Annotated in this window: 24 protein-coding genes; 15 read left to right on the top strand and 9 right to left on the bottom strand. The window is 65.0% G+C overall.

Annotation, left to right across the window (positions count from 1 at the left end; all coding sequences use genetic code 11):
• Window positions 1-59: 59 nt before the first annotated feature.
• Window positions 60-854, top strand: coding sequence for a lysophospholipid acyltransferase family protein (locus tag ING15_RS01535; protein ID WP_408628659.1), 795 nt, complete (start codon window positions 60-62; stop codon window positions 852-854).
• A 44-nt stretch (window positions 855-898) separates the two neighbouring features.
• Here ING15_RS01535 and ING15_RS01530 read toward each other — a convergent pair whose 3' ends face one another.
• Window positions 899-1,411 (bottom strand): gamma-glutamylcyclotransferase, encoded by a 513-nt coding sequence (locus ING15_RS01530; protein WP_206452998.1) that lies wholly within the window; start codon window positions 1,409-1,411, stop codon window positions 899-901.
• Window positions 1,412-1,531: 120 nt separating this feature from the next.
• Here ING15_RS01530 and ING15_RS01525 point away from each other — a divergent pair, with 120 nt between their 5' ends.
• From ING15_RS01525 to ING15_RS01515, 3 genes are all read left to right on the top strand, one after another.
• Window positions 1,532-2,503, top strand: a complete 972-nt coding sequence (locus ING15_RS01525) for a DUF2125 domain-containing protein (protein WP_206452997.1) — start codon at window positions 1,532-1,534, stop codon at window positions 2,501-2,503.
• 27 nt (window positions 2,504-2,530) lie between these two features.
• Window positions 2,531-2,905, top strand: coding sequence for an EAL domain-containing protein (locus tag ING15_RS01520; protein ID WP_332873755.1), 375 nt, complete (start codon window positions 2,531-2,533; stop codon window positions 2,903-2,905).
• Window positions 2,906-3,025: 120 nt separating this feature from the next.
• On the top strand, window positions 3,026-3,313 hold the full coding sequence (locus ING15_RS01515; protein ID WP_206453233.1) for a GIY-YIG nuclease family protein: 288 nt from the start codon (window positions 3,026-3,028) through the stop codon (window positions 3,311-3,313).
• A gap of 492 nt (window positions 3,314-3,805) precedes the next feature.
• Here the strand turns inward: ING15_RS01515 and ING15_RS01510 are convergent, their stop codons facing one another.
• The 3 genes from ING15_RS01510 to pheA form a co-directional block, all read right to left on the bottom strand.
• Window positions 3,806-4,747 carry a prephenate/arogenate dehydrogenase family protein gene (locus ING15_RS01510; protein WP_206452995.1) on the bottom strand — a complete coding sequence of 314 codons (942 nt, stop codon included), beginning with the start codon at window positions 4,745-4,747 and terminating at the stop codon, window positions 3,806-3,808.
• Window positions 4,744-5,841, bottom strand: coding sequence for a histidinol-phosphate transaminase (gene hisC / locus ING15_RS01505; protein WP_206452994.1), 1,098 nt, complete (start codon window positions 5,839-5,841; stop codon window positions 4,744-4,746). Before hisC ends, ING15_RS01510 begins: the two co-directional genes overlap by 4 nt.
• Window positions 5,842-5,905: 64 nt before the next feature.
• Entirely contained in the window at window positions 5,906-6,703 is a 798-nt protein-coding gene (pheA, locus tag ING15_RS01500; protein WP_206452993.1) for a chorismate mutase, read from the bottom strand.
• Window positions 6,704-6,906: 203 nt separating this feature from the next.
• On the opposite strand from pheA, the gene metX reads away from it, so the two are divergent.
• The 3 genes from metX to ING15_RS01485 all read left to right on the top strand — a co-directional run bounded on the left by metX (window position 6,907) and on the right by ING15_RS01485 (window position 10,816).
• The gene (gene metX, locus ING15_RS01495) at window positions 6,907-8,088 is read left to right on the top strand and encodes a homoserine O-acetyltransferase MetX (RefSeq protein ID WP_206452992.1); all 1,182 of its coding nucleotides are present in this window, start codon (window positions 6,907-6,909) and stop codon (window positions 8,086-8,088) included.
• Window positions 8,088-8,741 carry a methionine biosynthesis protein MetW gene (metW, locus tag ING15_RS01490; RefSeq protein ID WP_206452991.1) on the top strand — a complete coding sequence of 218 codons (654 nt, stop codon included), beginning with the start codon at window positions 8,088-8,090 and terminating at the stop codon, window positions 8,739-8,741. Before metX ends, metW begins: the two co-directional genes overlap by 1 nt.
• A 977-nt stretch (window positions 8,742-9,718) precedes the next feature.
• Complete coding sequence (locus tag ING15_RS01485) at window positions 9,719-10,816, top strand: helix-turn-helix transcriptional regulator (RefSeq protein WP_206452990.1); 1,098 nt, start codon at window positions 9,719-9,721, stop codon at window positions 10,814-10,816.
• Here ING15_RS01485 and ING15_RS01480 read toward each other — a convergent pair.
• The 5 genes from ING15_RS01480 to aceA form a co-directional block, all read right to left on the bottom strand.
• Window positions 10,813-12,006, bottom strand: a complete 1,194-nt coding sequence (locus ING15_RS01480; protein WP_206452989.1) for a D-alanyl-D-alanine carboxypeptidase/D-alanyl-D-alanine-endopeptidase — start codon at window positions 12,004-12,006, stop codon at window positions 10,813-10,815. The genes ING15_RS01485 and ING15_RS01480 overlap by 4 nt on opposite strands.
• Window positions 12,007-13,047: 1,041 nt before the next feature.
• Window positions 13,048-14,331 carry an NAD(P)/FAD-dependent oxidoreductase gene (locus tag ING15_RS01475; protein ID WP_206452988.1) on the bottom strand — a complete coding sequence of 428 codons (1,284 nt, stop codon included), beginning with the start codon at window positions 14,329-14,331 and terminating at the stop codon, window positions 13,048-13,050.
• Between the two features lie 2 nt (window positions 14,332-14,333).
• Window positions 14,334-15,764, bottom strand: a complete 1,431-nt coding sequence (locus ING15_RS01470; protein ID WP_232845517.1) for a glutamine synthetase family protein — start codon at window positions 15,762-15,764, stop codon at window positions 14,334-14,336.
• A gap of 258 nt (window positions 15,765-16,022) precedes the next feature.
• Window positions 16,023-16,283, bottom strand: a complete 261-nt coding sequence (locus ING15_RS01465) for an SMc00767 family acetate metabolism repressor (protein ID WP_206452986.1) — start codon at window positions 16,281-16,283, stop codon at window positions 16,023-16,025.
• A gap of 111 nt (window positions 16,284-16,394) precedes the next feature.
• The gene (gene aceA, locus ING15_RS01460) at window positions 16,395-17,699 is read right to left on the bottom strand and encodes an isocitrate lyase (RefSeq protein ID WP_206452985.1); all 1,305 of its coding nucleotides are present in this window, start codon (window positions 17,697-17,699) and stop codon (window positions 16,395-16,397) included.
• A gap of 391 nt (window positions 17,700-18,090) precedes the next feature.
• Here aceA and ING15_RS01455 point away from each other — a divergent pair, with 391 nt between their 5' ends.
• The 8 genes from ING15_RS01455 (at window position 18,091) to ING15_RS01420 (ending at window position 25,887) form a co-directional block, all read left to right on the top strand.
• On the top strand, window positions 18,091-18,240 hold the full coding sequence (locus tag ING15_RS01455) for a hypothetical protein (RefSeq protein ID WP_206452984.1): 150 nt from the start codon (window positions 18,091-18,093) through the stop codon (window positions 18,238-18,240).
• Between the two features lie 97 nt (window positions 18,241-18,337).
• A complete protein-coding gene (locus ING15_RS01450) occupies window positions 18,338-19,759 on the top strand; it encodes a helix-turn-helix domain-containing protein (protein WP_206452983.1) in 1,422 nt (473 codons plus the stop codon).
• 146 nt (window positions 19,760-19,905) lie between these two features.
• A complete protein-coding gene (locus ING15_RS01445) occupies window positions 19,906-20,700 on the top strand; it encodes an aspartyl/asparaginyl beta-hydroxylase domain-containing protein (protein WP_206452982.1) in 795 nt (264 codons plus the stop codon).
• Window positions 20,701-21,189: 489 nt separating this feature from the next.
• Window positions 21,190-21,669, top strand: coding sequence for a GNAT family N-acetyltransferase (locus ING15_RS01440; protein ID WP_232845484.1), 480 nt, complete (start codon window positions 21,190-21,192; stop codon window positions 21,667-21,669).
• A gap of 141 nt (window positions 21,670-21,810) precedes the next feature.
• The gene (locus tag ING15_RS01435) at window positions 21,811-22,914 is read left to right on the top strand and encodes a polyamine ABC transporter substrate-binding protein (protein ID WP_206452980.1); all 1,104 of its coding nucleotides are present in this window, start codon (window positions 21,811-21,813) and stop codon (window positions 22,912-22,914) included.
• A gap of 58 nt (window positions 22,915-22,972) precedes the next feature.
• On the top strand, window positions 22,973-24,127 hold the full coding sequence (locus ING15_RS01430) for an ABC transporter ATP-binding protein (RefSeq protein ID WP_206452979.1): 1,155 nt from the start codon (window positions 22,973-22,975) through the stop codon (window positions 24,125-24,127).
• On the top strand, window positions 24,128-25,069 hold the full coding sequence (locus ING15_RS01425) for an ABC transporter permease subunit (RefSeq protein WP_232845483.1): 942 nt from the start codon (window positions 24,128-24,130) through the stop codon (window positions 25,067-25,069). It begins immediately after the preceding gene.
• Window positions 25,069-25,887 (top strand): ABC transporter permease, encoded by an 819-nt coding sequence (locus ING15_RS01420; RefSeq protein WP_206452978.1) that lies wholly within the window; start codon window positions 25,069-25,071, stop codon window positions 25,885-25,887. The genes ING15_RS01425 and ING15_RS01420 overlap by 1 nt, the downstream gene beginning before the upstream one ends.

Raw genomic sequence — 25,887 nt, 5'->3', positions numbered from 1 at the left:
GCCTTCAGCGGCCCCTGTCGCGTCGTGCGGCCCTACCGATTGCCGTTGGAGCGATCCATTTGATGACCATGCTGCGCTCGCTCGTCTTCAACGTGTTGTTTTATCTCAACCTCGTCGGCCAGTTGCTGCTCTTCTCGCCGGTCTTCTTCGTGATCTCCGAGGAGAAGGCCTGGCGGATCGTCAAGAACTGGGCGCGGTCCAGCCTCTGGCTGCTGAGGCATGTCGCCGGCATCCGCGCGTCGATTACCGGCAAGCGGAACGTTCCGTTTGCCGCGGCGATCATTGCGGCGAAGCACCAGTCGTTCTGGGATGTCTTCGCGCTCCTGCCCGATCTCGACCGGCCGACCTTCATCCTCAAGAAGGAACTGCTGGCGATCCCCTTCTTCGGTTGGTACGCTAGCCGCATGGCGATGATCCCGGTCGACCGGGCGCGCCGCGGCGGGGCCGTCGCCTCGATGATCGAAGGCGCCCAAAAGGCGGTGGCCGAAGGCCGCCAGATCGTCATCTTTCCGGAAGGTACCCGGACGGCGCCGGGCGCCGAGGCCGACTACCGCCAGGGTGTGTTCCGCCTCTACGAGGCTTTGAAGCTGCCCGTCGTGCCGGTGGCGCTGAATTCCGGCCTGTACTGGCCCCGGCGCCGGTTCATCCGCCGTCCGGGGACGATCCGGGCGGATATTCTCGAGCCTATCGAGCCGGGCCTGACGCGAGTCGATTTTCTCGACCGGTTGCGCCAGGCGATCGAGACACGGTCGAGCGAGCTTCTGGCCGAAGCCTACGCCAATGACGGTCATCTGCCGGCCGACCCGGTTCTGCGCGAGCGGATCGCCCGTCCCGCGTCGTCCGCGAAGGGCTGAGTGACCAGCGGCCGCAACCGGCTGGGATCGTCCGCGATCCAAGCTCACAGTCTGGCGACGACATCCTCCAGCCAATGGTCCGTCAGCCCCATCTCGCGAATGTGGTCGATGGCACTGGTGACGTAATCGACATTCGGGCCGGATTGCCCATGCGAGCGGCGAACCAGCGTGGCGGCATGCTCGGCGGTCATGCGGCCGGCATATTGGCTGTGGCCGCGGTCGACCACATAGGTCAGCGCACGCTCGCCGCGCCCGTCGGCGAGGCGTACCGGCAGGGTCTGCTCGCGATAGACATGGGTGACGAGTTCGCGTGCCCTGAGATAGTCGACCACCGCCTCCCGCGCCGCTCCCCTGACCCGGAACGCCATCCCGACGCAGGAGCCGCCCCGGTCGAGGCCGAAGACGAGGCCCGGCCGCTCCGGCGTGCCCCGATGCACGAAGGAGCGCACGCAGAGCGAACGATGATAGCCCGCCAGCCGCGCCTTGACCCGCTCCTCGAATTCGAAGCCCGGCCGCCAGATCAGCGAGCCGTAGCCAAACACCCAGAAATCGTCCATTGCCCTCAAAATGCCCCGTCCGTCGGTTTTGCCCGACCGGGGCTCACAAAGGGTAATGGCATGGCCGCGTCAAGCGACAAGACTTCTCGAGCAAGACGAGCCTATGTCGGGGTCGTCGTGGTGGCGCTGCTTCTCGCCGCCGGCCTCAGCGGTGCGTGGTACTATCTGGCCGGAGAGCTCGATACGCGGGTGGCGGGGCTCATCGCGACCACGCGTGCGCAGGGAACGGAAATCGACTGCCCCGGCCGCGCGGTCTTCGGCTATCCGTTCCGGCTCGGCCTTCGCTGCGACGCGGTCACGATCGAGGCGCCGGGCGATGCGCGCGGGCAGGGCCTGCGGGCGACCGCCGGAGCACTCAGGACCGCGGCCCAGATTTACCGGCCGAATCGCGTCGTCGCGGAACTCGACAGCCCGCTGCTCGTCGACGCGCAGCAAATGGCGCCCCTCGACATCCGCTGGCAACTGGTCCAGGCAAGCGCCAGCTTCTGGACCGACGGCATGGATCGCCTGGCGCTGGTCGCCGATCGGCCGGTGGTGGCGTTGACACAGCCCGCCGCCGGTCGCCTGCCGCTGTTCGAGGCCGGCCGGTTCGAGGCCCATGCGCGCCGCCGCGACGGCGACCTCGATCTCGCGTTCTCGGGCATTGACGCGCGCATTGTCGCGCCGGACGCGCCCGCCCTGCCGGCATTCGACGCCAGCGCCGATCTCACCGTCACCGGCGCCGCTGACTGGCTCGCCGGGGGCATGGACGCAAACACGCCCGGCGAGGCGCTGGCGGGACGGGAGGGGACGCTGCGCTCGCTGAGGCTCGATCTCGGCGACGCCAGCGCCGAGTTGTCGGGTGATTTCGCGGTCGCGGCGGATGGCCTTATCTCGGGCGATTTCGAACTCGCCGTCGCCGACCCGCAGCGAATCGCGGCGTTGGTGGCCGAGGCGATGCCGCAGTTTCAGTCCGTCGCCAACACGCTCGCCTCGGCGATCGGCTTCGTCGGTCGTCAGGACAACGGCCGCAACATCGTTGCCCTGACCCTGCGCGACGGCAATCTCTCCGCCGGCGTGATTCCCCTGGGCCAGGTGCCGGCGATACGGTGAGGCGAAGCGGCGCCCGCGAGGAAGCCGATCTTCGAAGAGCTGTTGGCGATCGGCGTCAGCGTCGCGCTCGATGATTTCGGCATCGGCTATTCGTCGCTCGGCTATCTCCACCGTTTCCCGATCGGGAAGATCAAGGTCGACCGCAGCTTTATGATGGATATCCTGACCAGCAAGCATTCGATCGCAGTGCTGCGCTCGATCGGGGCCCTGGCCGATGGCCAGAAGATCCGCACCATCGCGGAAGGGATCGAGACGCCCGAAAGGGCCGCGATGCTCAGGCTGTCGGGATGCGACGACGGCCAGGGCTATCTGTTCGCCAGGCCGATCGCCGGCGACGCCGTCATTGCGATGATGGCGGCCCCGCGTGTCGCGGCCCCGCCGATGATCGAGGCGACGGGCTGATCCAGCCTGTGGCCTGCCTCCGGATGCGAGCGCGCCATCCCTGGGCGGAGGCCGGCGCCGGGGTGAGGACGGCTTGCGGCACCGCTTGACGCCGTTCGTTGCCCGATCGAAGCTTTGGCGATATCCGGCCACGTCTACATCATGGCGTCGAAGAAAGGCGGCACGCTCTATATCGGCGTCACGGCCGACCTCTCCCGCCGTGTCTTCGAGCATAAATCCGGTCAGGTGCGCGGCTTCACCAAAGCCTATGGCGTGACACGCCTCGTCTGGTACGAGGAGCATGACGACATTCGCGACGCCATCCAGCGCGAGAAGTCGCTGAAGCGCTGGCCCCGGCGGTGGAAGATCGATCTGATCGAATCGATCAACCCGGACTGGACCGAGCTTTATCGCGGCATGGGCTGGTAGCGCTGTTCTCCACCGGAGCGGCAATGGCAATGCCGAGGACCCATTCCAAGCTGTTGGAACCGCCGAACCGTTGCAATCCAACGCCTTTGGTGCTTCCGCATGAAAAAATCTCTCCCCACCCCCAGCGCCCCCTTTATCCTTTGCCCATCGCCCTCGCGGGAACACGGGTCATGAACCGGATGCGCGTGGAGGGAGGACGGTGCCGGATGGGTCGCGCTGCGGTGGCGCGGCTGGGTGATGAACCCCCACATCCGGGCCCTTTGCAGACCGGCTTCGCCACAAGCGAAGCGTCGGGTCCGGGGCAAGCAGCCGGCGGGCGCATGGCAAGCGTCATCCACTCATCAGCATAGCGACGTTCGCCATGCGTCCGCTTCCCGATCCTTCGCCCCGACAACCGGGCGCGAAGACAAAGGCGCGTGCCCTGCGATGGCGGGCCGGACGCTTCTTTCTCTTTCCCCTGAAACGCGGGAGTTCACGACCCAAAGGATGCGTCTACTCCTTTGTCCCCGCCTCATGCTTGCCATGCTCGCGGCCGAAATCGGGCTCGGCGGTGTCCTGGCCGGCGTCGATGATGCCGCGGCGGATGTCGCGGGTGCGGGTGAACAACTCGAACAGCGTGTCGCCATCGCCCCAGCGGATCGCCCGTTGCAGCGAGGCGAGATCCTCCGAAAACCGCGCCAGCATCTCCAGGACGGCGTCGCGGTTGGTCAGGAACACGTCCCGCCACATGGTCGGGTCGGAGGCGGCGATGCGGGTGAAATCGCGAAAGCCGGAGGCAGAGAATTTTACCACTTCCTGCTGCGTCACCGTCTCCAGATCGGCGGCTGTGCCGACGATGTTGTAGGCGATCAGATGCGGCACGTGACTGACGATGGCGAGCACCAGATCGTGGTGGTCGGGCGTCATGATCTCGACGGTTGAGCCGCAGCCTTCCCAGAAGCGCTTGAGCCGGTCGATCGCGTCGGCGTCGGTGCCCTCGGGCGGGGTCAGGATGCACCAGCGGTTCTCGAAGAGTTCGCGGAAACCGGCGTCGGGGCCGGACTGCTCGGTTCCGGCGATCGGGTGGGCCGGGACGAAATGGACCGATTCCGGCAAATGCGGGAGCATCTGCTGGACCACCGCGCCCTTGACCGAGCCGACATCGGAGACGATCGCCCCAGGCTCCAGCGCCCCGGCGATCTCCTTGGTCACGGCGCCGCAGGAGCCGACCGGAACGCAGAGAATGACCAGGTCGGCGTCGCGCACCGCCTCGGCGGCGTCGAGATGATAACTGTCGCCGAGTTTCAGTTCCTCGGCCCGTTTCAACGTCTCGGCCCGCCGCGTGGTGATGGCGATATGCCGGGCGAGGCCGTGAGCGCGGATGTTGTGGGCGATCGAGGACCCGATCAGGCCGATGCCGATCAGTGCGACGCGGTCGAACAGCGGCTCGCTCATGCTGCCCCCTTGCCGAGAAACTCGCCGAGCGCCGCGACGGCGCCGCGACTGGCTTCCTCGGTGCCGATGGTCATGCGCAGGGCATTGGGGAAACCGTATCCGCCGACCCGGCGCAGGATGAAGCCGCGCGCGGTGAGGAAATCGTCGGCCTCCGCCGCGGTGCGGCCGGGCGCGTCGGAGAAGTGGACGAGGACGAAATTGCCGACGCTCGGCGTCACCGTCAGGCCGAGGCCGGTCAGCGCGTCGGTCGTCCATTCCAGCCAGCGCGCGTTGTGGTCGGCCGCCTTTTCGACGAAATCGCGATCGCGGACGGCGGCGGCCCCGGCGGCGATCGCCGCGGCATTCAGGTTGAATGGCCCGCGCACCCGGTCGAGTGCGTCGACGATCGCCTCCGGTCCGTACAGCCAGCCGATCCTGAGCCCGGCGAGGCCGTAGATCTTGGAGAAGGTGCGGGTCATCACGACGTTTTCGGAGGACGAGACCAGCTCGATGCCGGCGCCGTAATCGTTGCGCCGGACATATTCGGCATAGGCCGCGTCGAGGACGAGGACGACGTTGCCGGGCAGGCCGGCATGCAGCCGCTGGACCTCCTCGAAGGGCAGATAGGTGCCGGTCGGGTTGTTCGGGTTGGCCAGGAAGACCAGCCTGGTGCGCTCGCTCACGCGCGCCAGGATTGCATCGACATTGGCGGTGGCGTCGGTCTCCGGCGCGGCAATTGGCGTCGCGCCGCGCGCCAGGATCTGGATGCGGTAGACCAGAAAGCCGTGCTCGGTGTGGATCGCCTCGTCGCCTGGCGCCAGATAGCACTGGCACAAGAGCCCGAGCAGCTCGTCCGAGCCGTTGCCACAGAGGATGTTTCGCGGGTTGAGACCATGCACCTCGGCGATGGCGCGCTTCAGCTCGGTTGCCTGACCGTCGGGATAGAGCTCGGGATGCGCGAGCGCCGCGATCGCCGCCCCGCGCGCCGCCGGTGCGGCGCCGAGCGGCGTCTCGTTGGAGGAGAGCTTGTGCAGCGTCACGCCGGCCGGTGCCTTGCTCTTGCCCGGCACATAGGCCTCGATATCGAGGACGCCCTTGTTCGGAACGGGTCTCATCGTCCGTGTACTTTCGCTGGTGATTGCGGGCCGATCGCGACGCCCTCGCGCCACGACAGGCGCATCAGGATAGGGACCGGCACGGGGCCGCATAGCCCCCGATCGGCCTGATGTCGAGGCCCGGACCCATTGCCGCCGCCACCGAAGCCGCGTCTTTCTCGGTTGCGACGAGGACGCTGAAGCGGTCGGTCCCGTAAGGCGCCTCGGCGATGATCGTCAGGTCGTCGGCAACTTCTGGCATCGCCGTCAGCCCGTCGACCGCAAAACAGGCGATCTCCGGCGACACCGGGTCGGCGAGCGGCGGCGCGATCACCAGCGCAGGCGTCGCCGCCGGGCGGCCCGGTTCGTCGAAGAAGGGCAGCCGGGCGACGATCTGCGCCGAGCCGAGCCCCTGCCACCAGGGATGGCCGGTCGCGCCGATCGGCAGGATGCCGAGCTTGTCGCCGCCGGCTTCGATGGCGGCGACCACCGCCTGGCTCGATGCCGCGACCGCGAGCGGGACCGAAAAGCCGAAATAGAACCGCGCCGTCTCGGCGCTGGCGACGCGGTCGCCATCGCCGGCGATGACCACCTCGAACGGGGCCTGCAGGGCGGTGAAGGTGGAGATGATCTCGCGCCACAGATGCTCCATCGCGGTCAGCGGCAGATGCCCCTCATGGCGCTTGGCCAGCCGGCGCATCATGTCCGCCTCCCGACCCGGCCGGAAGGCGGCGCCATTCTTCGCCGTGCCCTTCACCTCGATCAATTCGTCGATGACGCTGGCGCGCTGCATCAAAAGCCGATGCACGGATTCGTCTATGGCATCGATTTTCGCCCTGAGCTCGGCGAGCCGCGATGGATCGGCAGTGACGGTTCCGCTCATGCGCTTCGGGCTCCCTCTTGGCTTTGCCCAGCGCTTCTACCGACCCCGCGCATGCTTGGCAAAGCGGCGCGTCGCGCACGCCGGCCGGCGCGACGATTGCCGCAGCGGGCGTGAATGCGTATCTGTGCCCCCTGAACCCGAACACCGCCGGTCGCCGCGACACCCGTCGCGCCGGCCGGCGCGTATCATCAAGCGGGATGGACATGAGCGTCGAGCCCTCGACCGAAGATCTGGAATACGCCGCCGGCGGCCGCGAGGCGAACCACCCGTCTAGCCCCGTCGCCTATTTCGGCGCGGACGAGCCGCTGCGTCTGGATGCCGGCCGGGAGCTGGCGCCGTTCCAGATCGCCTACAATACATACGGGACCTTGAACGCCGACAAATCGAACGCCATCCTCGTCTGCCATGCTCTGACCGGCGATCATTACGTCGCCAGCCAGTCGCCGGTAACCGGCAAGCCGGGCTGGTGGACCTCGATCATCGGCGAAGGCAAGCCGATCGATACGTCGAAATATTTCGTCATCTGCTCGAACGTCATCGGCGGCTGCATGGGCTCCACCGGCCCGGCCTCGATCGATCCGGCGACCGGGGAGCCCTACGGGCTCGACCTGCCGGTGATCACCATTCCCGACATGGTGCGGGCGCAGGCGATGCTGGTGAAACGACTCGGGATCGACACGCTGTTCGCCGTCATCGGCGGCTCGATGGGCGGCATGCAGGTGCTGCAATGGACGGTCAGCTACCCCGACAGGGTCTTCGCCGCCCTGCCGATCGCCACCGGCGCGCGCCACTCGTCCCAGAACATCGCCTTCCACGAGGTCGGCCGGCAGGCGGTGATGGCCGATCCCGACTGGCATGGCGGGCGCTACTACGCGGTCGGCAAGCGGCCGCACAAGGGACTGGCGGTCGCGCGGATGGCGGCACACGTCACCTATCTGTCGGAGACGGCGCTGCATAGGAAGTTCGGCCGCAATCTGCAGGATCGCGAAACGCTCGGCTTCGGCTTCGACGCCGATTTCCAGATCGAGAGTTATCTCAGGCATCAGGGGATGACCTTCGTCGACCGCTTCGACGCCAACTCCTATCTCTACATGACCCGGTCGATGGACTATTTCGACATCGCGGCGGATTATGGCGGCAGCCTCGCCGAGGCGTTCCGCGACGCGGCGACGCGCTTTTGCCTGGTGTCGTTCTCGTCGGACTGGCTGTTTCCGACCGAGGAGAATCGCGCCGTGGTTCACGCGCTGAACGCCGCCGCCGCATCGGTGTCCTTCGTCGAGATCGAGACCGACCGGGGGCACGACGCCTTCCTCCTCCATGAGCCGGAATTCTTCGCGGCGATCGACGGCTTCATCTCGTCGGCGGCGCGGGCGAGGGGGCTGTGATGGCGATTCCGGAGACCCCGGTTCCCACCAGCGAGACCGTCACGGCGAACGCCTCGACCCGTGTCGATCTGGAATTGATCGCCGGTCTGGTCACGCCCGGAAGCCGGGTGCTCGACGTCGGCAGCGGCGACGGCTCGCTCTTGTCGCTGCTGGAGCGGCGCCGGGGGGTCGACGGGCGCGGCCTGGAGCTGAGCCAGGCCGGGGTCAACGAATGCGTCGCGCGCGGCCTGTCGGTCATCCAGGGCGATGCCGACCGCGACCTTATCCATTATCCGGACGACGCCTTCGATTTCGTCGTCCTGTCGCAGACCATCCAGGCGACGCGCAATCCGAAGACCGTGCTCACCGAACTCCTCAGGATCGGTGAGCGGGCGATCGTGTCGTTCCCGAATTTCGGCCATTGGTCGATCCGCCTGTCGCTGGGCCTCTATGGCCGGATGCCGGTAACGCGGAACCTGACGCACTCCTGGTACGACACGCCGAATATCCATTTCTGCACCATCCGCGATTTCGTGGCGCTCGCCGACGAGATCGGCGCCAAGGTCGAGCTGGCGATGGCGATCAACGCGACCGGCCAGAAGATGGGCATGAAGATGCCCTGGGCGTTCTGGAACCTGTTCGGCCAGCAGGCGGTGTTCGTGCTGCGGCGGTAGGAGGCGGGTGGCGCTGCTGAAAGGTCCGTCAGCTGAAAGGCCCGTCAAGTGAGCTGAGCGCGCTTCGGCGCCACCATGGCATAATCGCAGGACGGTTTTCGGGTGGCGCGAGCGGGTTCAGTTGCGACCCGTTCCCCGTCCGAAAGTGCCACGTTCCACGGCGCTAATTCTTGGACAGCCAAGGGCCCTTGTCGGATCGCGAGTGCGGACCGTGTGAGAGGGCGGAACAGTGGCCAAAACCGAATGACAACGCCGTAGTTTTCGTCGGTGAGTATCGCCATGAAAGATCATTCGGAATAATTGAAAAAACGCTTGCGTATGGGACCCATGGTGTGGGCGGCCTGAGTCCAGGCGATTGCCAGGACTGAGACGAACGAGATGATGACCCTGAGCCGATGTCGGGTCGCTGCGAGGATAAGATCAAGGCCTTCATGAACAGCGTCCGTGAGCGCCCTCTGCCGTGACTGCGCGACGTTTTTGAAAGCTTGTCGGTCCATGGTTTCAAACTCCTGACCTGCTCGCCCCATTTACTCACCGCGATTGATTGCTGCTGTCTACGCTCCGGTCGGAGCGCTGTCTGCTATGCTTCCACAAGATGGAGCGGTCCGCCGCAGGTTGAACGCGCCGTGTCTCGTGGAGAAAATCTGGAACTCAATGAGAGAGACGATCTCTCAGTAGAGGAGTTTCTGATCAACACTCCTCTAGGTCATCCCCCAATTGTGGTATTGTGGAAAAGAAGAAGAAAAATTTGATTATACTGCGACCTCGCGCACCCAATTCGCGCGAAGCCAACGCCTCTTGGCCGGAGAACGGATGGCTGCTGCACCACCAAAAGCTGCAGGAGTGGCGCACCGGAGATCGCGCCGTCAGAGACTTCGGCGGCAGCGCACGTGCGGTAGTGCCCATTCACGCCATTTGCTGTCTATACTGACTTAAATCGGATCGCTCTCGCCGGGGCATAGGGTTCGGAGGCTTCCTTGATATTCGCCGACAAATTCGAGCGGATCACTTCCATCATCTATGAGGCTTCGGTGGCGCCCGAGGATGGATGGCAGCAAGTACTGGACGCTTTGAGCGAAGCCTTTTTGGGGGCTGCGGTCGTCATCGATGACAATGGGATCGCGGGCCAGGAGGATCATTTCTTAAGAACGAGTCGGTTCGATCTGGAGCGGGTCCAGACGCATTTTGAGCAATTTGCGACCGCCGATGAGAATGCCGGTGTGCGGTCTCTTCTGACGGGGCCCGTGTCCAGAGCCTTCGACATGCGGTCCGGCTTTGAGCCGGGTGAGTGGGATCGTGATCCTTCCGTCGCCGCCATCCTCAAGCCGCAAAGGATTACGGAAGGTCAGCTCCTCGTCTTGGAGAGGAACGAAGGTCGGCTCAGCGACTTGCTGATTTACAGGGGAGAGCGAGCGGGGGCTTTCTCCGCCATCGAACTGCGCCTGATCAACGCTTTGGCACCGCATCTGAAACGGGCTCTCGCAATTCGCCGACACCTGCAAGAGATGACGGAACAGGTGCGAGAAGCGCAGCAATTGCTGCAAAAAGTCGCCGGCGGCCTCATCACGACCGATCGGGTCGGACGCGTCATCGGGGCAACCGGCAAGGGCAAGGAAGCCCTTGGTTCGGCGGCAGCCATCTACGCAACGCAAGGCCGGCTCCGCGCCTGCCATCCGGGTGCGGATGCCGCGTTGGGTGCAATCTTCACGGACGCTTTCGCGAAGAATGATGTCCCGATCGTCGTCCCCGGCGACGATGGCCAGGATTATACCTTCCAGGAACTACCTGCTCCCGCAGCCCGAGCCCTTACAGATATGGGTAACAGGCGGGTGTTCGCCATCAATCTCCATGCCAAGGCCCGAGATACATCGGTTCTCAATTTTCGACGCCGCTATGGGTTAACCCAAGCAGAAGGGGAAATCGCGGCGGCGTTTGCCTTGGGGCTATCGCTTGCTGAGATTGCCGAGAGGCGGTGCAATTCCGTCCATACGGTCCGCACACACTTGAAGGCCATCTTCAGCAAGACCGGGACGCATCGCCAGAGCCAACTCGTCGCTTTGCTGCATACATTCTAAAGCCCGCGCTCGATGGCTTGGAGTAGCCGGAACCGCAGCTTGCCGGGGCCGCTGTTCAGCGAGATGACGAAGCGCACGTCGCCGTGGTCGGCGGTCTTGGCATAGCCGGCCAGTGTGCGGACGCCGGAGAAGGTGCCGGTCTTGTAGCGTGAGCCTTTTTTGGTGCTGCGCAGCAGTTCAGCGTGGGGCGCGAAACTGTCGAGCACCTTGGCGAGGCCCCGCGCCGTGAAGCGGTTGTCGCGGCTGATGCCGGAGCCTTCCACCAGCTGGATCGCGTCCGCCAGGCCGTGTTTCGCGAATATCTTCCGCGTCACCGCGAGCGACTTTTCCAGGCTGACGGGCCCGCCGCTGCGCTGGGCGCCGATCTCCAGAAAAATCTGGTTTGCCATGTAGTTGTTCGAGCCGATGAGCATCTGCCGCAAGATTTCCGCAAGGTCGCGCGACTGGCGGTGCACGTAGACCGGTTCCAGCCCGGCGGGGACTGAGCCGATCGCAATCTCGCCCGTGACGCTGCCGCCGGCCTTCTCGATGAAGGCGGCGACCAGTTCGCCGGCGTATTTTACGCCGACGCTCGGGTCTTCCTGGGTCAGGCTGATCCGGCTGCGTCCGTTGCGTGCCCGCGCCCGGAACTGGCTGATCGCCAGCGGCGTGATCGGGGTCTGCTCCTCGGCGGAGCGCACGGTCTTGCCCTTGCGCACGGCATTGATCGTGTTGAAGTTCACCGCGAGCGCCGAGTTCAGCGCATCATAGGCTTCGTCGGTGGCTTCGATGCCCGGAATGCGAAGATCGTCGGGGTAGTAGCTGGAGTCGATCACGATGCCGGTGAACGGCTCCGTGCCGGTCCTGGAGAGGAGTTCGGGTGCGAGCAGCGCCAGCTCCTCGGAGACCAGAAAGGGGTCACCGCCGCCGCGCACATAAAGCACCCGGTCGTCGTCCAGAAAAAAGCGGGTCTTGAAGCGGTAGTCGGCGCCCAGGACCTCCATCGCCAGCCATGCCGTGACGAGTTTGGCGACGGACGCGGGAACGAAGGGTTCGTCGGCGTTCCGCGCGACCAGCTCCTTGCCGTCCTCGTCCAGAACGAGCACCAGCCCGGAAGGCGCGAGGGCCGCGATCCTGTCCTTCACGTCGGCGACGGCGGGGGCAGACAGGAGGAGCGCCGCGAAACCCGCGGCAAATAGACGAGACCACATGGCGGTTCCAGCTTCGGCTAGATGTGCGACTTGCCGGCCTACACTAACGGCGCGCGAGCGTCAGGCAAGTCGGATCGCAGACCATACGTCGACGGCGCGCAGCGGGCAGCAGTTGTATCCGGCCGGGTCTCCACGATGGTCTTGCGAGACGGCCACGCCAGACAGACGTGTCGGTCCGCTTATCCTCGTCCCCTCGACAGCCGGCTACAAGGTCCGCCCCTCGCCTCGACGCCAGGGCCTTGCCGCGCGATTACCCTCAATCCCGCATCCGCATCCGCATCCGCGCCCGGCAGTGACGAGTGGCCGTGGGTCTCGCCCGAAACGCTCGAGCCGTGCGGCGCGGAATCGTGTGCGCACCGGGCGCTTCAGGCGAGATGCGCTGGCGTCAGCGGCCGTCGGTGCCTTGGCCTTCGGCATCGAACGTCAGGGCCTTGCGGCGCGAAGGCAGATGCGCGTCTCGCGCGGCCTGCCGGTGATCGAGGGCGATGCCTTTGTACCATCCACGATCTCGTCACCATGACGATCGACACCACCGGCCAGAAAATGGGCATGAAGATGCCCTAGGCGTTCTGGAACCTGTTCGGCCAGCAGGCGGTGTTCGTGCAGCGGCGGTGAGCAGGTCCGCAGCGCCAATAAGTCCGACCGCGCCAATGTCGCCAAAGGCGTGGGAGAAAATCTGAGCCGCGGTTACCAGCTCATGAAGGACGTGGAGGCCGTTTGCTTTCGCGTCCGGGCCGGAATTCTGAACGAAGCGGTAACCGACTACTTCTTCGGTTTCGGTGGCGTTGCGACATTTCCCTTCTGACTGGGCTGGGAGGCGTTCGGCTTCGGCGCCTGCTCCTTCTTCGACTTTCCCTTGCTTTCCTTCATCGATCTGTTTCCGCCTATGGTGCAGCGAGCCATGATCGGCTCGTCAGTCCTGGCAGCATAGCAGACACGCAGGCCTCGCACACGGTCATTCGACGATGCGGGGGACGGTTCGCGGCGGAACGTTCGGGTAGCAAGCGGCGCTCGGGGCAGGCCCATCGGCCAGGTGTCCCGTCAGATCCGGTCGCGCAGGGAAAACCAGGTCATCGCCAGGAACAGGAGCGGCGCGCGGGCGAGCCTGCCGCCCGGAAACGCCGGAATCCGCAGCGCCTCGAATGCGGCGAGCCGGTCCTCCCGGCCCGTGACCCGCTCGGCGTAGAGCCGGCCGGCGAAATTCGCCAGCATCACGCCATGGCCGGAAAAGCCGCCGATGGTGGTGATGCCCGGCTCCAGGGTCCGCATGTAGGGCAGGCGCGTCATGGTGATGCCGACGGCACCACCCCAGGCATGGGTGAGGCGGACATCGGCGAGCCGCGGATAGACTTCGGCGATCTGCTTGACGATGTGCCGCGCGATATCGCCGGTCGCCGAGGTATAGGCTTCGCGCCCCCCGAACAGCAGCCGCCCGTCGCGGCTCTTGCGGAAGTAGCGCACGACGAAGCGTGAATCGTTGCAGGCCTCGCCGCCCGGCAGAATGGCATCGGAGTCGGCGAGCGGTTCGGTGGCTCCGATGAACGAGCCGATCGGCATGACATGGGCATCGATGGCGCGATGCAGTCCGGTGCCATAGGCGTTGGTGGCGATCAGCGCCCGCTCGGAGGTGACCGTGCCGGCGGCCGTCGTCGCGACGACCTTGCCGCCGCGGCGCTCCAGCCGCTCGACCTTGGTGCCCTCGAACAGAAGGGCTCCGGCTGCGGCGGCGACGCGCGCGCTGCCGACGACGAGCTTCATCGGGTTGATGTGGCCGGTGCCGGTGTCGCGGATGCCGCCGAAATAGCGGCGGGAACCCAGCCGCTCGGCGGTCTCCTCGGCGTCCATATAGCGCATATGCGGGTAGCCATAGCGGGTCGCCAGATCGTCGACCTCGGCGCGATATTCGTCGAGATAGCGGCGCTTGTGGACGACCGACAGCTGACCGGGGCGATAGTCGACGTCGATGCCGTTGGCCGCGACGAAGTCGGTGAGATGCGCCTTTGCCGACTCGGCGAGGTCGAACAGAGCTTTTGACCGTTCCAAGCCGTAGGCTGCCTCGATCTCCGACGGCGCCAGCCGCTGGCCGGTGCCCATCTGGCCGCCATTGCGGCCGGAGGCGCCGTCGCCGAAGCGATACGCCTCGAGGACGGCGACGCGCACGCCGCTTTGGGCCAGATGAACGGCTGCCGACAAGCCGGTGAAGCCGCCGCCGACCACCACGACGTCGACGGCGAGGCTGTCGCTCAAGCTCGGATAGGCCGGCCGCGCGACACTGTCCTCGTACCAGGAGCGGCCCGGCGCGATGGGGGACTGATAGGCAGTCACGGTCAGACCTGCAACAGCAGGAACTCGCGTTCCCAGGGGCTGATGACCTGCATGAAGGTCTCGTGCTCGCCACGCTTGATGCCGGCATAGGTGCCGACGAATTCGCGGCTGAACACCGCGTGGAACGCCTCCTCCGCCTCGAAGGCGGCGACGGCTTCGAGCAGGCCGCGCGGCAGCGAGATGCCGCCGCCCTCGTTCACCGTGCGGTCCGTCGGCTCGTCGGGCCGAAGGCCGTTCACCATGCCGAGATAGCCGCAGGCGAGCGAGGCCGCGATGGCGAGATAGGGGTTGGCGTCGGAGGAGGGCAGCCGGTTCTCCACCCGCCGCCCGGCCGGGTCGGAGGTCGGAACGCGAAAGGCTGTGGTGCGGTTGTCGTAGCCCCAGGCGTTGTTGGTCGGTGCGCTCATGCCGTAGGTCAGGCGGCGGTAGGAGTTGACGTAGGGCGCCATCATGATCAGCGCGCAGGGCACGTATTGCTGCATGCCGCCGATGAAGGCGAAAAACAGGTCCGAGGCCGAACCGTCCGCGTTGGAGAACACGTTGCGGCCGCTCGCGCGATCGATCACCGACTGGTGGATGTGCATGGCCGAACCCGGTTGCCCGGCGATCGGTTTGGCCATGAAGGTGGCGTAGATGTCCTGACCAAGGGCCGCCTCGCGGATAGTGCGCTTGAACATGAACACCTGGTCGGCGAGCTCCAGCGGGTCGCCGTGGCGCAGATTGATCTCGAGCTGGGCGGCGCCCTCCTCGTGGATCAGCGTGTCGATCTCCAGCCCTTGCGCGTCGGAGAAGTCGTAGATGTCGTCGATGAGCTCGTCGAATTCATTGACGCCGGCGATGGAATAGGACTGTCCGCTCTGGATCTGGCGGCCGGAGCGGCCGATCGGCGGCACCAGCGGATAGTCGGGGTCGACATTCTTGGAGACCAGATAGAATTCGATCTCGGGCGCGACGACCGGCTTCCAGCCCCGCGCTTCGTACAGCGCCATCACGCGTTTCAGCACGTTGCGCGGCGTATAGGCGACGGCTGTCCCGGTCTGGTCGACGAGATCGCAGATCACTTGCGCGGTCGGGTCGCTCTCCCAGGGAACCAGCGACAGCGTCGACAGATCCGGCACCAGCTTCAGGTCGCCGTCATTGGGCGAATAGCGGAAGTCGCCGCTCTCTTCCGGGTATTCGCCGGAGATGGTGTGCATGAACAGCGCCGAGGGCAAGGCCAGCGAAGTGTTGGCGACGAATTTCTTCGCCGGCATCATCTTGCCGCGCGCGACGCCCGCGAGATCCGGGGTGATGCATTCGAGATCGTCGATGCCGCGGGCGCGGAGCCAATCGCCCGCCTCCTGCATGGACGCGACGCCGCGTTTGGATTCCAGATAGGCGGGATGTTCGTCCGGTGACAGATGCAGCGGGCCGAGGTCGCGCTTGACCGGCATTTTGGCGCCACGGATCGGACTGGCCTCGTTGCCGCCGGCCTTCGCTTTGGTCTTGTTGCGATCGATGCGCGCGGGAACGCCGCTACGCGGTGATTTCGTGGTGGAAGTGTCGGCCATGCAGTCCTTCGGCGCCATGCGGCTGGGCTGCCAGCATAGCCGGCCGGCGCAGGCGGGGGAAGGGACGGCGATCGGACTATCGCCGGATGCAAGACGGACACCCATGAGGGTGCCCACCTTGTCGCTTTTGGCCCCGAAAGCTTAAACCTCGGTCTTGACCACCACAGGGATCAGCAGGTCGCCCCAATTGCCGTTGCCGGAATGGTGGCGGGCGGAGCGGACCAGCTCGACCGACACGCCAGATTCGACCGCCTTCATCACCGACTGGTTGAGCCGGTGCAAATCGTTGGCCAGCATCCGGATCGCGGTCTGCTGGGCGTCGTCCATGGCCGACGACTGCTCCTCGGCGCGTTCCTTGACGCGGGTGCGCGGGCGTTCCTGGTCGTTTGCGACTGCGCTCATCGTTGTTCTCCAAGGTTTCGCTGGGTTGCCGGTCAGGCGGGCCAGCCTTCGATGATCCAAGCTTCTCGGTAGAGCGGGCCGCCGCCGACGGCGATGCGGCCCGACTGGTGTTTATTCCGCGGCTTCGTGGACCGGCGTTGCCGGCTTGAACTGGTCGCTCTCGGTCGACTCGCCCATGGCGGTCGTCGAGGCCAGGCCGCCGCTGATCGCCATCGACACGGCATCGAAATAGCCGGTGCCGACCTCGCGCTGGTGCTTGGTGGCGGTATAGCCGTCCGCTTCCGACGCGAATTCGGCCTCCTGCAGCTCCGAATAGGCCGCCATCTGCCGGTCCTTGTAGCCGCGGGCGAGCTCGAACATGCCGTGGTTCAGCTGGTGGAAGCCGGCGAGCGTGATGAACTGGAACTTGTAGCCCATTGCCCCGAGCTCGCGCTGGAACCTGGCGATCGTGGCGTCGTCGAGATGCTTCTTCCAGTTGAAGGAGGGCGAGCAATTATAGGCCAGCATCTGGTTCGGATGCTCCTTCTTCACCGCTTCGGCGAAGCGCCGCGCCTGGTCGAGATCGGGCTTGGAGGTCTCGCACCAGATCAGGTCGGAATAGTCGGCATAGGCGATGGCGCGGGCGATGCAGGGCTCGAGCCCGTTCTTGACCCGGTAAAAGCCTTCCGCTGTACGGCCGGCGTCGTAGTCGACGAACATCCGGTCGCGCTCGTCGATGTCGGAGGTCAAAAGCTTGGCGGCCTCGGCGTCGGTGCGGGCGATGACCAGCGAGGGCACGCCCATGACGTCGGCGGCGAGCCGCGCGGCCGAGAGGTTGCGGATATGCGCCTTGGTCGGGATCAGCACCTTGCCGCCGAGATGCCCGCACTTTTTCTCGGATGCGAGCTGGTCCTCGTAGTGGACGCCGGCGGCGCCCGCCTCGATGAAGGCCTTCATGATCTCGAAGGCGTTGAGCGGGCCGCCGAAGCCAGCCTCGGCATCGGCGACGATCGGCGCGAACCAGGTGTCGACCGACATCTCGCCCTCGGCGTGCTCGATCTGGTCGGCGCGTTGCAGGGTGCGGTTGATGCGCCGGCAAAGCTCCGGCGCGGCGTTGGCCGGATAGAGCGACTGATCGGGATACATCGCGGAGGCGGTGTTGGAATCGGCGGCGACCTGCCAGCCGGAAAGATAGATCGCCTTGAGGCCGGCGCGCACCTGCTGCATCGCCTGGTTGCCGGTCATCGCCCCGAGCGAATTGACGAAATCCTCCGAATGGATCAGCTGCCAGAGCCGGTTGGCGCCGTTCTCGGCGAGCGTGTACCTGATCTGCACGGACCCGCGCAGGCGCTGCACATCCTCGACCGAGTAATCCCGCGTGATGTTGTCGAAGCGGCCTTCCGGAGCGGACGGAACGAGATTGTAAAAATCGGTCATTGTGAAAATCCTCTGTGCTAGATCGCTGCCGGAAAGGATCTTTGACATGATCTTGACAGCATCTGACGATTGAGATCGCACCGCAGAAATGCCTTGTCTACAAGTATATGAACGTGGTGTGCGCAATTCTGGTCGTCTTGTCAGAGCTTTAACAAGGCGATCTTGTAAAATTGTAAAGAATGTAATATTGCTTTAGAAGCAGGCTTGGTGCGCCGATCGCGGCTCGGATCTCTGTGTCCGCCGCGCAACGGCGCCTCGGAATTGCGTACCCGCTGCCCCTAAGCGGCTCTGTCGCCACACACATTCGCCACGGATTCCATGAATCTCAATCTTTTCCTGCGATCCTCCAACTCTGTCACGAGACACGGTCGATCGACCGATGGAGCGGAAAATGAATACGGTTTCTGTGTTGACGCGTTACGTCCAGGTGGTTCGCGGTTTGCTGCGGCCGACCTATCACCCCGAGCGCTATTACATGCGCGGTCCCGGCCCAGCCTGCGTAAGGCGCATGGGTGGAGATGGTCTGCAGGCGGGCGGCTGAGGCCCGCTGCACTTTGGCGTTGGCGAGGCGGCAGAGGTAGTAGGATCGTTGGCGCGGGCGCCGCGTCGGCGATCACCGCTGTCGATGGCCGCCGCTGATGGCCGAGAACAAGATCTTCGCCGGGCCGCGCATCCGGCGCATTCGCAACGGGCTCGGCCTGACCCAGACGGCGATGGCCGAAGGGCTCGGCATTTCGCCCTCCTATCTCAATCTCATCGAACGCAACCAGCGGCCGCTGACAGTGCAGCTGATCCTGCGCCTGTCGGGATCCTACGACATCGATCTGAGCGATCTTCAAAGCGGAGAGTCGCGCGGTTCGGTCAACGAGCTGAAGGCGGTCTTCTCCGATCCGTTGCTGGCGGGTGAATTGCCGGGCGAACAGGAACTCCTCGAAATCGCCGATGCGGCGCCCAATGCCGCCGCCGGAATCGTCAAGCTGCATCGGGCCTATCGCGAGCAGCAGGGACGGCTCACCGATCTGTCCGAGCTGTTGGCGCGCGAGGGCCGCGAGACGCGGCTTTCCGGAGCGCGGTTGCCGATCGACGAGGTGCGCGAGGTCTTCGAGACGCGGCCGAACTATTTCGCGGCGATCGAGACCGCGGCCGAAGGTTTTCATCAAAGCCTCGCCCCCGGTGACGATCTGATGGCCGCGTTGAGGGCGTGGATGCGCAAGGAGCACGACGTCGCCGTGCGCGTCCTGCCGGTGCAGACCATGCCGAACTGGCGCCGCCGCTTCGACCGGCATTCCCGTCGGCTGTTTCTCTCCGAGCGGCTGGCGCCGGCCGACCGCATCCGCGAGACCGCCCTCGAGGCCTGTCAGCTCGCCTTCGGCGACGTCATCGCAGCCGAGACCGAGACCTTCGGCTTTTCCAGCGACGAGGCCCGGCGGCTCGGCCGTTTCGAGCTTTTGCGCTATGCCGCGCATGCGCTGATGATGCCGTATGGCGCGTTTCAGTCGGCGGCGGAGCGGGCGGCCTACGACATCGACGTTTTGCGCGGGCGCTTCCAGGTCTCGTTCGAGCAGGCGGCGAACCGGCTGACCATGTTGCAGCGGCAGGGCGCGCCGGGCGTGCCCTTCTTCATGCTGGAGGTCGATAATGCCGGAAACCGCTTCCGCCGCGCCGGCGCGCGTGGCTTTCCGGTGCAGCGTTTCGGCGGCGGCTGTCCCAAGCTGCCGATCCATGCCGCCTTCGCCCAGCCGGGGCAGATTCTGGTCGAGACCGCCGAAATGCCGGACGGGGCCGAGTTTTTGCTGTTCGCGCGAACCCTGGAGGGTCTCCAGGCCGGCTTCGAGGAACGCCCCCGGCGGACCGCGATCCTGATCGGCTGCGACATCGGCTTCAAGGACGAGACGGTCTATGGCCGCCATCTCGGCTCGAAATCCGTGGCGTCCAGGATCGGGCCGGCCTGCCGTCTGTGCGAGCGGCAAGGCTGCCTTGCGCGCGCCGAGCCGCCGCTGACCCGGCCGCTCGGCCTCGACGAGATGGTCACCGGGCTGAGCGCATTTGATTTCCAGTAGGGGATGCCCAAATGCCTGCGGGTAACGCTTCGTCGCCATTACCGGATCGTCAGGAGTCCGGCGCGCCGCCGCCCCGGGATGCGGGGTGAGGCGGCAAGCGCGAGCAGCGTCGCCGGCCGAAGCCGACCAATGCAGAGCGGGAACCGATGGACAAGAGCGTCAGCCAGCAGAACCAGAAGACCGACGGGCTCGAGGACACGATGGGGGGCGATGGGTTTGTCGCCCGTTCGGTCCAGCGCCTCGTCGACGGCGCCGAAAAGCTCAACCTCAAGCATTCGGCGGTCGGCAACCCGCCGGTGTTCGAAACCGACGATTTTCCCTGGGCGCGCGAAGTCGAGGCCGAGTGGCGGCTGATCCGCGCCGAGCTCGACACAATTCTGGTGCGCAAGGGCGAATTGCCGGCCTTTCACGAGATCTCGTCTGAGGTTCGCTCGATTTCCTCGGACCAGAACTGGAAGACCTTCTTCCTGTGCGGCTACGGCATCAAGTCGGAGGAGGCGATCCGGCAATGCCCGCAAACCTGGCGCATCCTGCAGAAGATCCCGGGGCTCAAATCGGCGATGTTCTCGATCTTCGAGCCGGGCAAGCATCTGCCGCCGCATCGCGGCCCGTATAACGGCGTCTTGCGCTTTCATCTGGGGCTGATCGTGCCGGACGCGCCGGACAAGGTTGGTATCCGCATCGACGACCAGACCCGCCACTGGCGCGAGGGCGAGGCGCTGATCTTCGACGACGCCTATGAGCACGAGGCCTGGAATCACTCCGATCAGGTGCGGGTGGTGCTGTTCGTCGATTTCGAGAAGCCGACGCGGTTTCCGGCCAATCTGACCAACAAGGCCGTGTTGAATATGGCGGTGTTCACACCCTTCATCCGCGAGGGCTACAAGGCGCACAAGGCCTGGGAAAAGCTGTTCTACGGCGAGGGCCAGAAACACCGGTGAGGGCGGGCAAATACAGAGGCCTTCCATCCGGCCATTGACGACGTGAGAACGGTTTTAGGGAAGGTCTCGGGACGCAATGACCGAGGGCGATAGGGAGCGTCTCAAGCTCACTGCGAATTTCCTGAATATTCTGGCCGCCGGCACTGTCATCACGGGTGGCGTTGCTCCGCTTGTCGCGGCCATCTTCCAGACATCCGTCGTCAGTTTGGCGGGAGGATCACTGGGCTCGCTCATTTGCTTGGCCGTAGGTTATCTCCTACATTCAGCGGGACGATCGCTCTTGAGGAGGCTCGACCGATGTCGAATTTCGAGCTTTTCGCATATTTCGGCGCGCCAGCCCTCATGTTGGGCTCCGCCCTGGTGCTTGCCTGGTATGCCAAGCATCACGCGTGAGGCGACGGCCGTCGCTGCCCCACGCCTCTCTGTCGTTGTTCGTCACCAGGTTGGGCGTTTCCTTGCCATGCTCGGATGATGCCTATCTGGCGGCCCATGCTCGGGGGCGATCTATCCGCGGTCGTTGCGCTGGCCGAGCGCGTCCATCCCGATCTGCCGGAGGATTCGGCGGTATTCGAGGACCGGCTGCGCCTCTATCCGCGCGGCTGCCTGGTTCTCGGCGACGGCGCGCACAGTCCAATCGCCGGTTATGCCGTCGGTCATCCCTGGCTAAAGGGTGCGCCGCCGAAGCTCGATAGCGTTCTCGGCGTCTTGCCCGAGCCGGCGGACTGCTTCTACATCCATGATGTCGTCATCGCGCCGGAGGCGAGGGGGGCTGGCCATTCGCGCGTGGTCGTGGACCAGCTCCTCGAACTTGCCGCCTCCTATCCCAGCGCGACCTTGGTGTCCGTCTACGGCACAGTACCGTTCTGGTCGCGTTTCGGCTTTCGCGATGCCGGCGAGACGCTGCCGCCCGGCGCTCTCGGCGCCTATGGGGCGGATGCGCGGTTCATGCAGCGACCGGGGCGGAAATAGCCGCCCCGCAATTCTTCCGCTGCTCCCGATCCAAGCCACTAGGAATCGGCCCGCCGATGTTCTTAACTCTCCGCCGGGATGCGAACCGGGTCCTGCCGATGGCAAGATCGGTGCGTCAATACGGATAGGGAGTCGGACCAGATGAGACGAACCATCGCGATGATCGGAGCGACCGTGCTCACCATAGGCGCCGCCGGAATCGGCGCGGCCTCCGCGCAGGAGGAAAAGGTCGTCAACGTCTATAATTGGTCGGACTATATCGACGACTCGATCCTCGAGGAGTTCACCAAGGAGACCGGGATCAAGGTCGTCTACGACGTCTATGATTCCAACGACATTCTCGACACCAAGCTGTTCGCCGGCGGCAGCGGCTATGATGTCGTGGTGCCATCGACCGAGTTTCTGGTGCGCCAGATCGAGGCCGGGCTGATGCAGCCGCTCGACAAGTCGAAGCTGAGCAATCTGGACAATATGTGGGATGTCATTTCCGATCGCGTCGCTGAATATGATAAGGTCAACGATTATTCAGTTAATTACATGTGGGGGACCACGGGAATCGGGTATAACCAAAAAATGGTTGACGAGCGTCTTCCGAACGCGCCGACCGACTCCTGGGACCTAATTTTCGATCCGCAATATGCCGAGAAGCTTGCCGATTGCGGCATCATGATGCTGGATGGGGCGACAGAGGTGATCCCGGCCGCGTTGAACTATCTCGGCCTCGATCCGGATTCGACCAAGCCCGAGGATATTCAGGCTGCCGAGGACGCGCTGCTCAAGGTGCGGCCCTATGTGCGCAAATTCCACTCCTCGGAATACATCAACGCGCTCGCCAATGGCGATATCTGCGTCGCCTATGGCTATTCCGGCGACATCTTCCAGGCCCGCGACCGCGCGGCCGAGGCCGGGCAGGGCGTCGAGATCAAGTATTCGATCCCCAAGGAGGGCGCCCGCATGTGGTTCGACCAGCTGGCGATCCCGGCCGACGCGCCGCATCCTGGTAACGCCCACATCTTCATCAACTATCTGATGCGGCCCGACGTGATCGCCAAGGCGACGAATTACGTCGTCTACGCCAATGGCAACAAGGCTAGTCAGGAGTTCATCGATCCGGCGATTCTGAACGACAAGGCCGTCTATCCCGACGACGCCACCTTGGCCAAGCTCTATACCAAGGAGGCCTACGACGCGCGGACTCAGCGTCTGGTCAATCGCGCGTTCACGACGGTGACCACCGGTCAGTGACAATGGCCGCCCCGGGCGCTTACCGCCGGGGGCGCTTGAGGCTTCGGTTCGGACGGTGATGGCGAGCGCGCAGAAATCCCTTGGCAATATTCGCCGCAGCTTCGAGCCCTGGAACGAGCCGTCCGCAACGCCGCTGATCGCGTTCGACGGCGTCACCAAGCGGTTCGGCGAATTCAAGGCGGTCGACGATCTTTCGCTGACGATCTACCGGCGCGAATTCCACGCGCTGCTCGGGCCATCCGGCTGCGGCAAGTCGACGCTCCTGCGGATCATGGCGGGCTTCGAGGAACCGAGCCAGGGCGATGTCCGGCTCGACGGCCAGAGCCTGCTCGGCATGCCGCCGCACCGCCGGCCGGTCAACATGATGTTCCAGAGCTATGCGCTGTTTCCGCATATGGATGTGGCCGCCAACATCGCCTTCGGCCTGAAGCAGGACGGCATGGCGAAGTCGGAGCGCGACGATCGCGTCGCCGAGATGCTGAAGCTGGTGAAGCTCGACGGCTTCGCAACCCGCAAACCGCAGCAGCTTTCGGGCGGCCAGCAGCAGCGGGTGGCACTGGCCCGCTCGCTGGCCAAGCGGCCGAAGGTGCTCCTGCTCGACGAGCCGCTCGGCGCGCTCGACAAGAAGCTGCGCGAGGAGACCCAGTTCGAGCTGATGGACCTTCAGCAGGAGATGCATCTGACCTTCCTGATCGTTACCCACGACCAGGAAGAGGCGATGACCATGGCCGACCGCATCTCGGTGATGCGCGACGGCAAGATCGTGCAGGTCGCGACACCGGAGATCATCTACGAGGCGCCGGCGACACGCTACGTCGCCGATTTCATCGGCAGCGTGAACATCCTGGAAGGCGAGGTCGAGCATAGCCGCAACGGGTTGACCCGCATCGCGGCGAAGACCGGCGTGACGATCGAAGCCGAAAGCAGCCTCGGCGTGACACCCGGCGAAACGGTGTTCTTCGCGATCCGGCCGGAGAAGCTTCGCCTGTCCCGTCACGCGCCGGCCGACCGGAGCCTCAATGCCCTTCGCGGCGAGGTCTGGGACATTGCTTATCTCGGCGACATGACCCTGTTCAACGTCAAGCTGGCAAGCGGCGACATCGTCCGCACCGCGACGCTCAACGCGGCCCGCGGCTCGGACGAGCCGATCGGCTATGACGAGGAGGTGTGGCTCACCTTTCCGGCCGACGCCGGCATAGTGCTGGGAAACTAGATGATGTCGGTCAAGGCGGCATCCGCGACGAAGCCGTTTCCAACGAGAACCGGCCGGCTCTACCGCAAGCTGGTCATTGGCCTCCCGTTTCTCTGGCTGCTGGTCTTCTTCCTGGCGCCGTTCTTCATCGTCTTCAAGATTTCGCTGTCGCAGATCGCGCTGGCGCAGCCGCCCTATCTGCCGGCCTTCCCGCTGCGGAACCTGCCGGAATTCTGGAGCAATCTGAAACAGTTGTCGCTGGACAATTACCGGTGGCTGGCCGGCGATCCGCTCTACATCAATTCCTATCTGTCCAGCCTGAAGATCGCCGCGATCGCGACGGCCGTCACACTGCTCGTCGGCTATCCGCTGGCCTACGGCATAGCGAAGGCGCCGCGCGGTCTCAGGCCGATCCTGGTCCTTTTGACGATCCTGCCGTTCTGGACGAGCTTCCTGATCCGGGTCTACGCCTGGATCGGCATCCTGAAGACCGACGGGCTGCTCAACCAGTTCCTGATGTGGCTCGGCGTGATTTCCTCGCCGTTGGTGATCATGAACACCAATCTCGCCGTCTATATCGGCATCGTCTATTCCTATCTGCCCTTCATGGTGCTGCCGATCTATGCCTCGCTGGAGCGGATGGATCATCGCCTCGTCGAGGCGGCGAACGATCTCGGCTGTCCGCCGGTGAAGGCGTTCTGGACGATCACCTTTCCACTGTCGCGACCGGGCGTCCTCGCCGGCATCATGCTGGTGTTCATTCCGGCCGTCGGCGAGTTCGTCATTCCGGACCTTCTCGGCGGCTCGCGCACGCTGATGATCGGCAAGACCTTGTGGAACGAGTTCTTCTCCAACCGCGACTGGCCGGTCTCCTCGGCGGTGGCGATCCTCCTCCTGCTCGCCCTGGTGCTGCCGATCGTCTGGTTCCAGCGGGCGCAGGCAAAAGCCACCGGAAACGCGTGATGTCGAAGAGCTGGAGCCCGTTCAACATCGCCTCGGTCGTTCTCGGCTTCGCGTTCCTCTATCTGCCGATCGTGCTCTTGATCATCTATTCCTTCAATGCCTCGCGGCTGGTGACCGTCTGGGCAGGCTTCTCGACGGTCTGGTACCGGGAATTGTGGAACGATCAGGCGCTGCTCGACGCCGCCTGGGTCACCATCCGGGTGGCGCTGCTGTCGGCGAGCGTCGCGACGATCCTCGGCACCCTCGCCGCCACCGCGCTGGTGCGGTTCTTCGATTTTCGCGGCCGTCTGTTGTTCACCGGCATGGTCTATGCGCCCCTGGTGATGCCGGAGGTGATCACCGGCCTGTCGCTGCTGCTTTTGTTCGTGGCGCTCGATTTCGACCGGGGCTTCTGGACCGTGACGATCGCCCATATCACCTTTTCCATGTGCTTCGTCGCCGTGGTGGTCCAGTCGCGGCTGGTGACCTTCGACCGCAGCCTGGAGGAAGCGGCGCAGGATCTCGGCTGCCCGCCCTGGAGGGCGTTCTTCGTGATCACCCTGCCGGTGATCTGGCCGGCCGTCGCCGCCGGCTGGATGCTCGCCTTCACCCTTTCGCTCGACGATCTGGTCATCGCCAGCTTCACCTCCGGTCCCGGCGCGACGACGCTCCCGATGAAGATCTACAGTCAGGTCCGACTCGGCGTCACGCCGAAGATCAACGCCGTCAGCACGCTCCTCGTCGCGGTCGTGGCCGTGGGCGTCATCGCCGCGGCGCTGGTTACCAAACGCCGGGAGGTGCGCAGACGGCGGGACGAACGGTTGGCCGCAGGCGGCTGA

It is taken from the genome of Aurantimonas marina, assembly GCF_017183135.1.
Lineage (GTDB): Bacteria > Pseudomonadota > Alphaproteobacteria > Rhizobiales > Rhizobiaceae > Aurantimonas > Aurantimonas marina.
The sequence above is the reverse complement of the archived record's forward strand: the minus strand, read 5'-3'. Positions and strand labels throughout refer to the sequence as shown.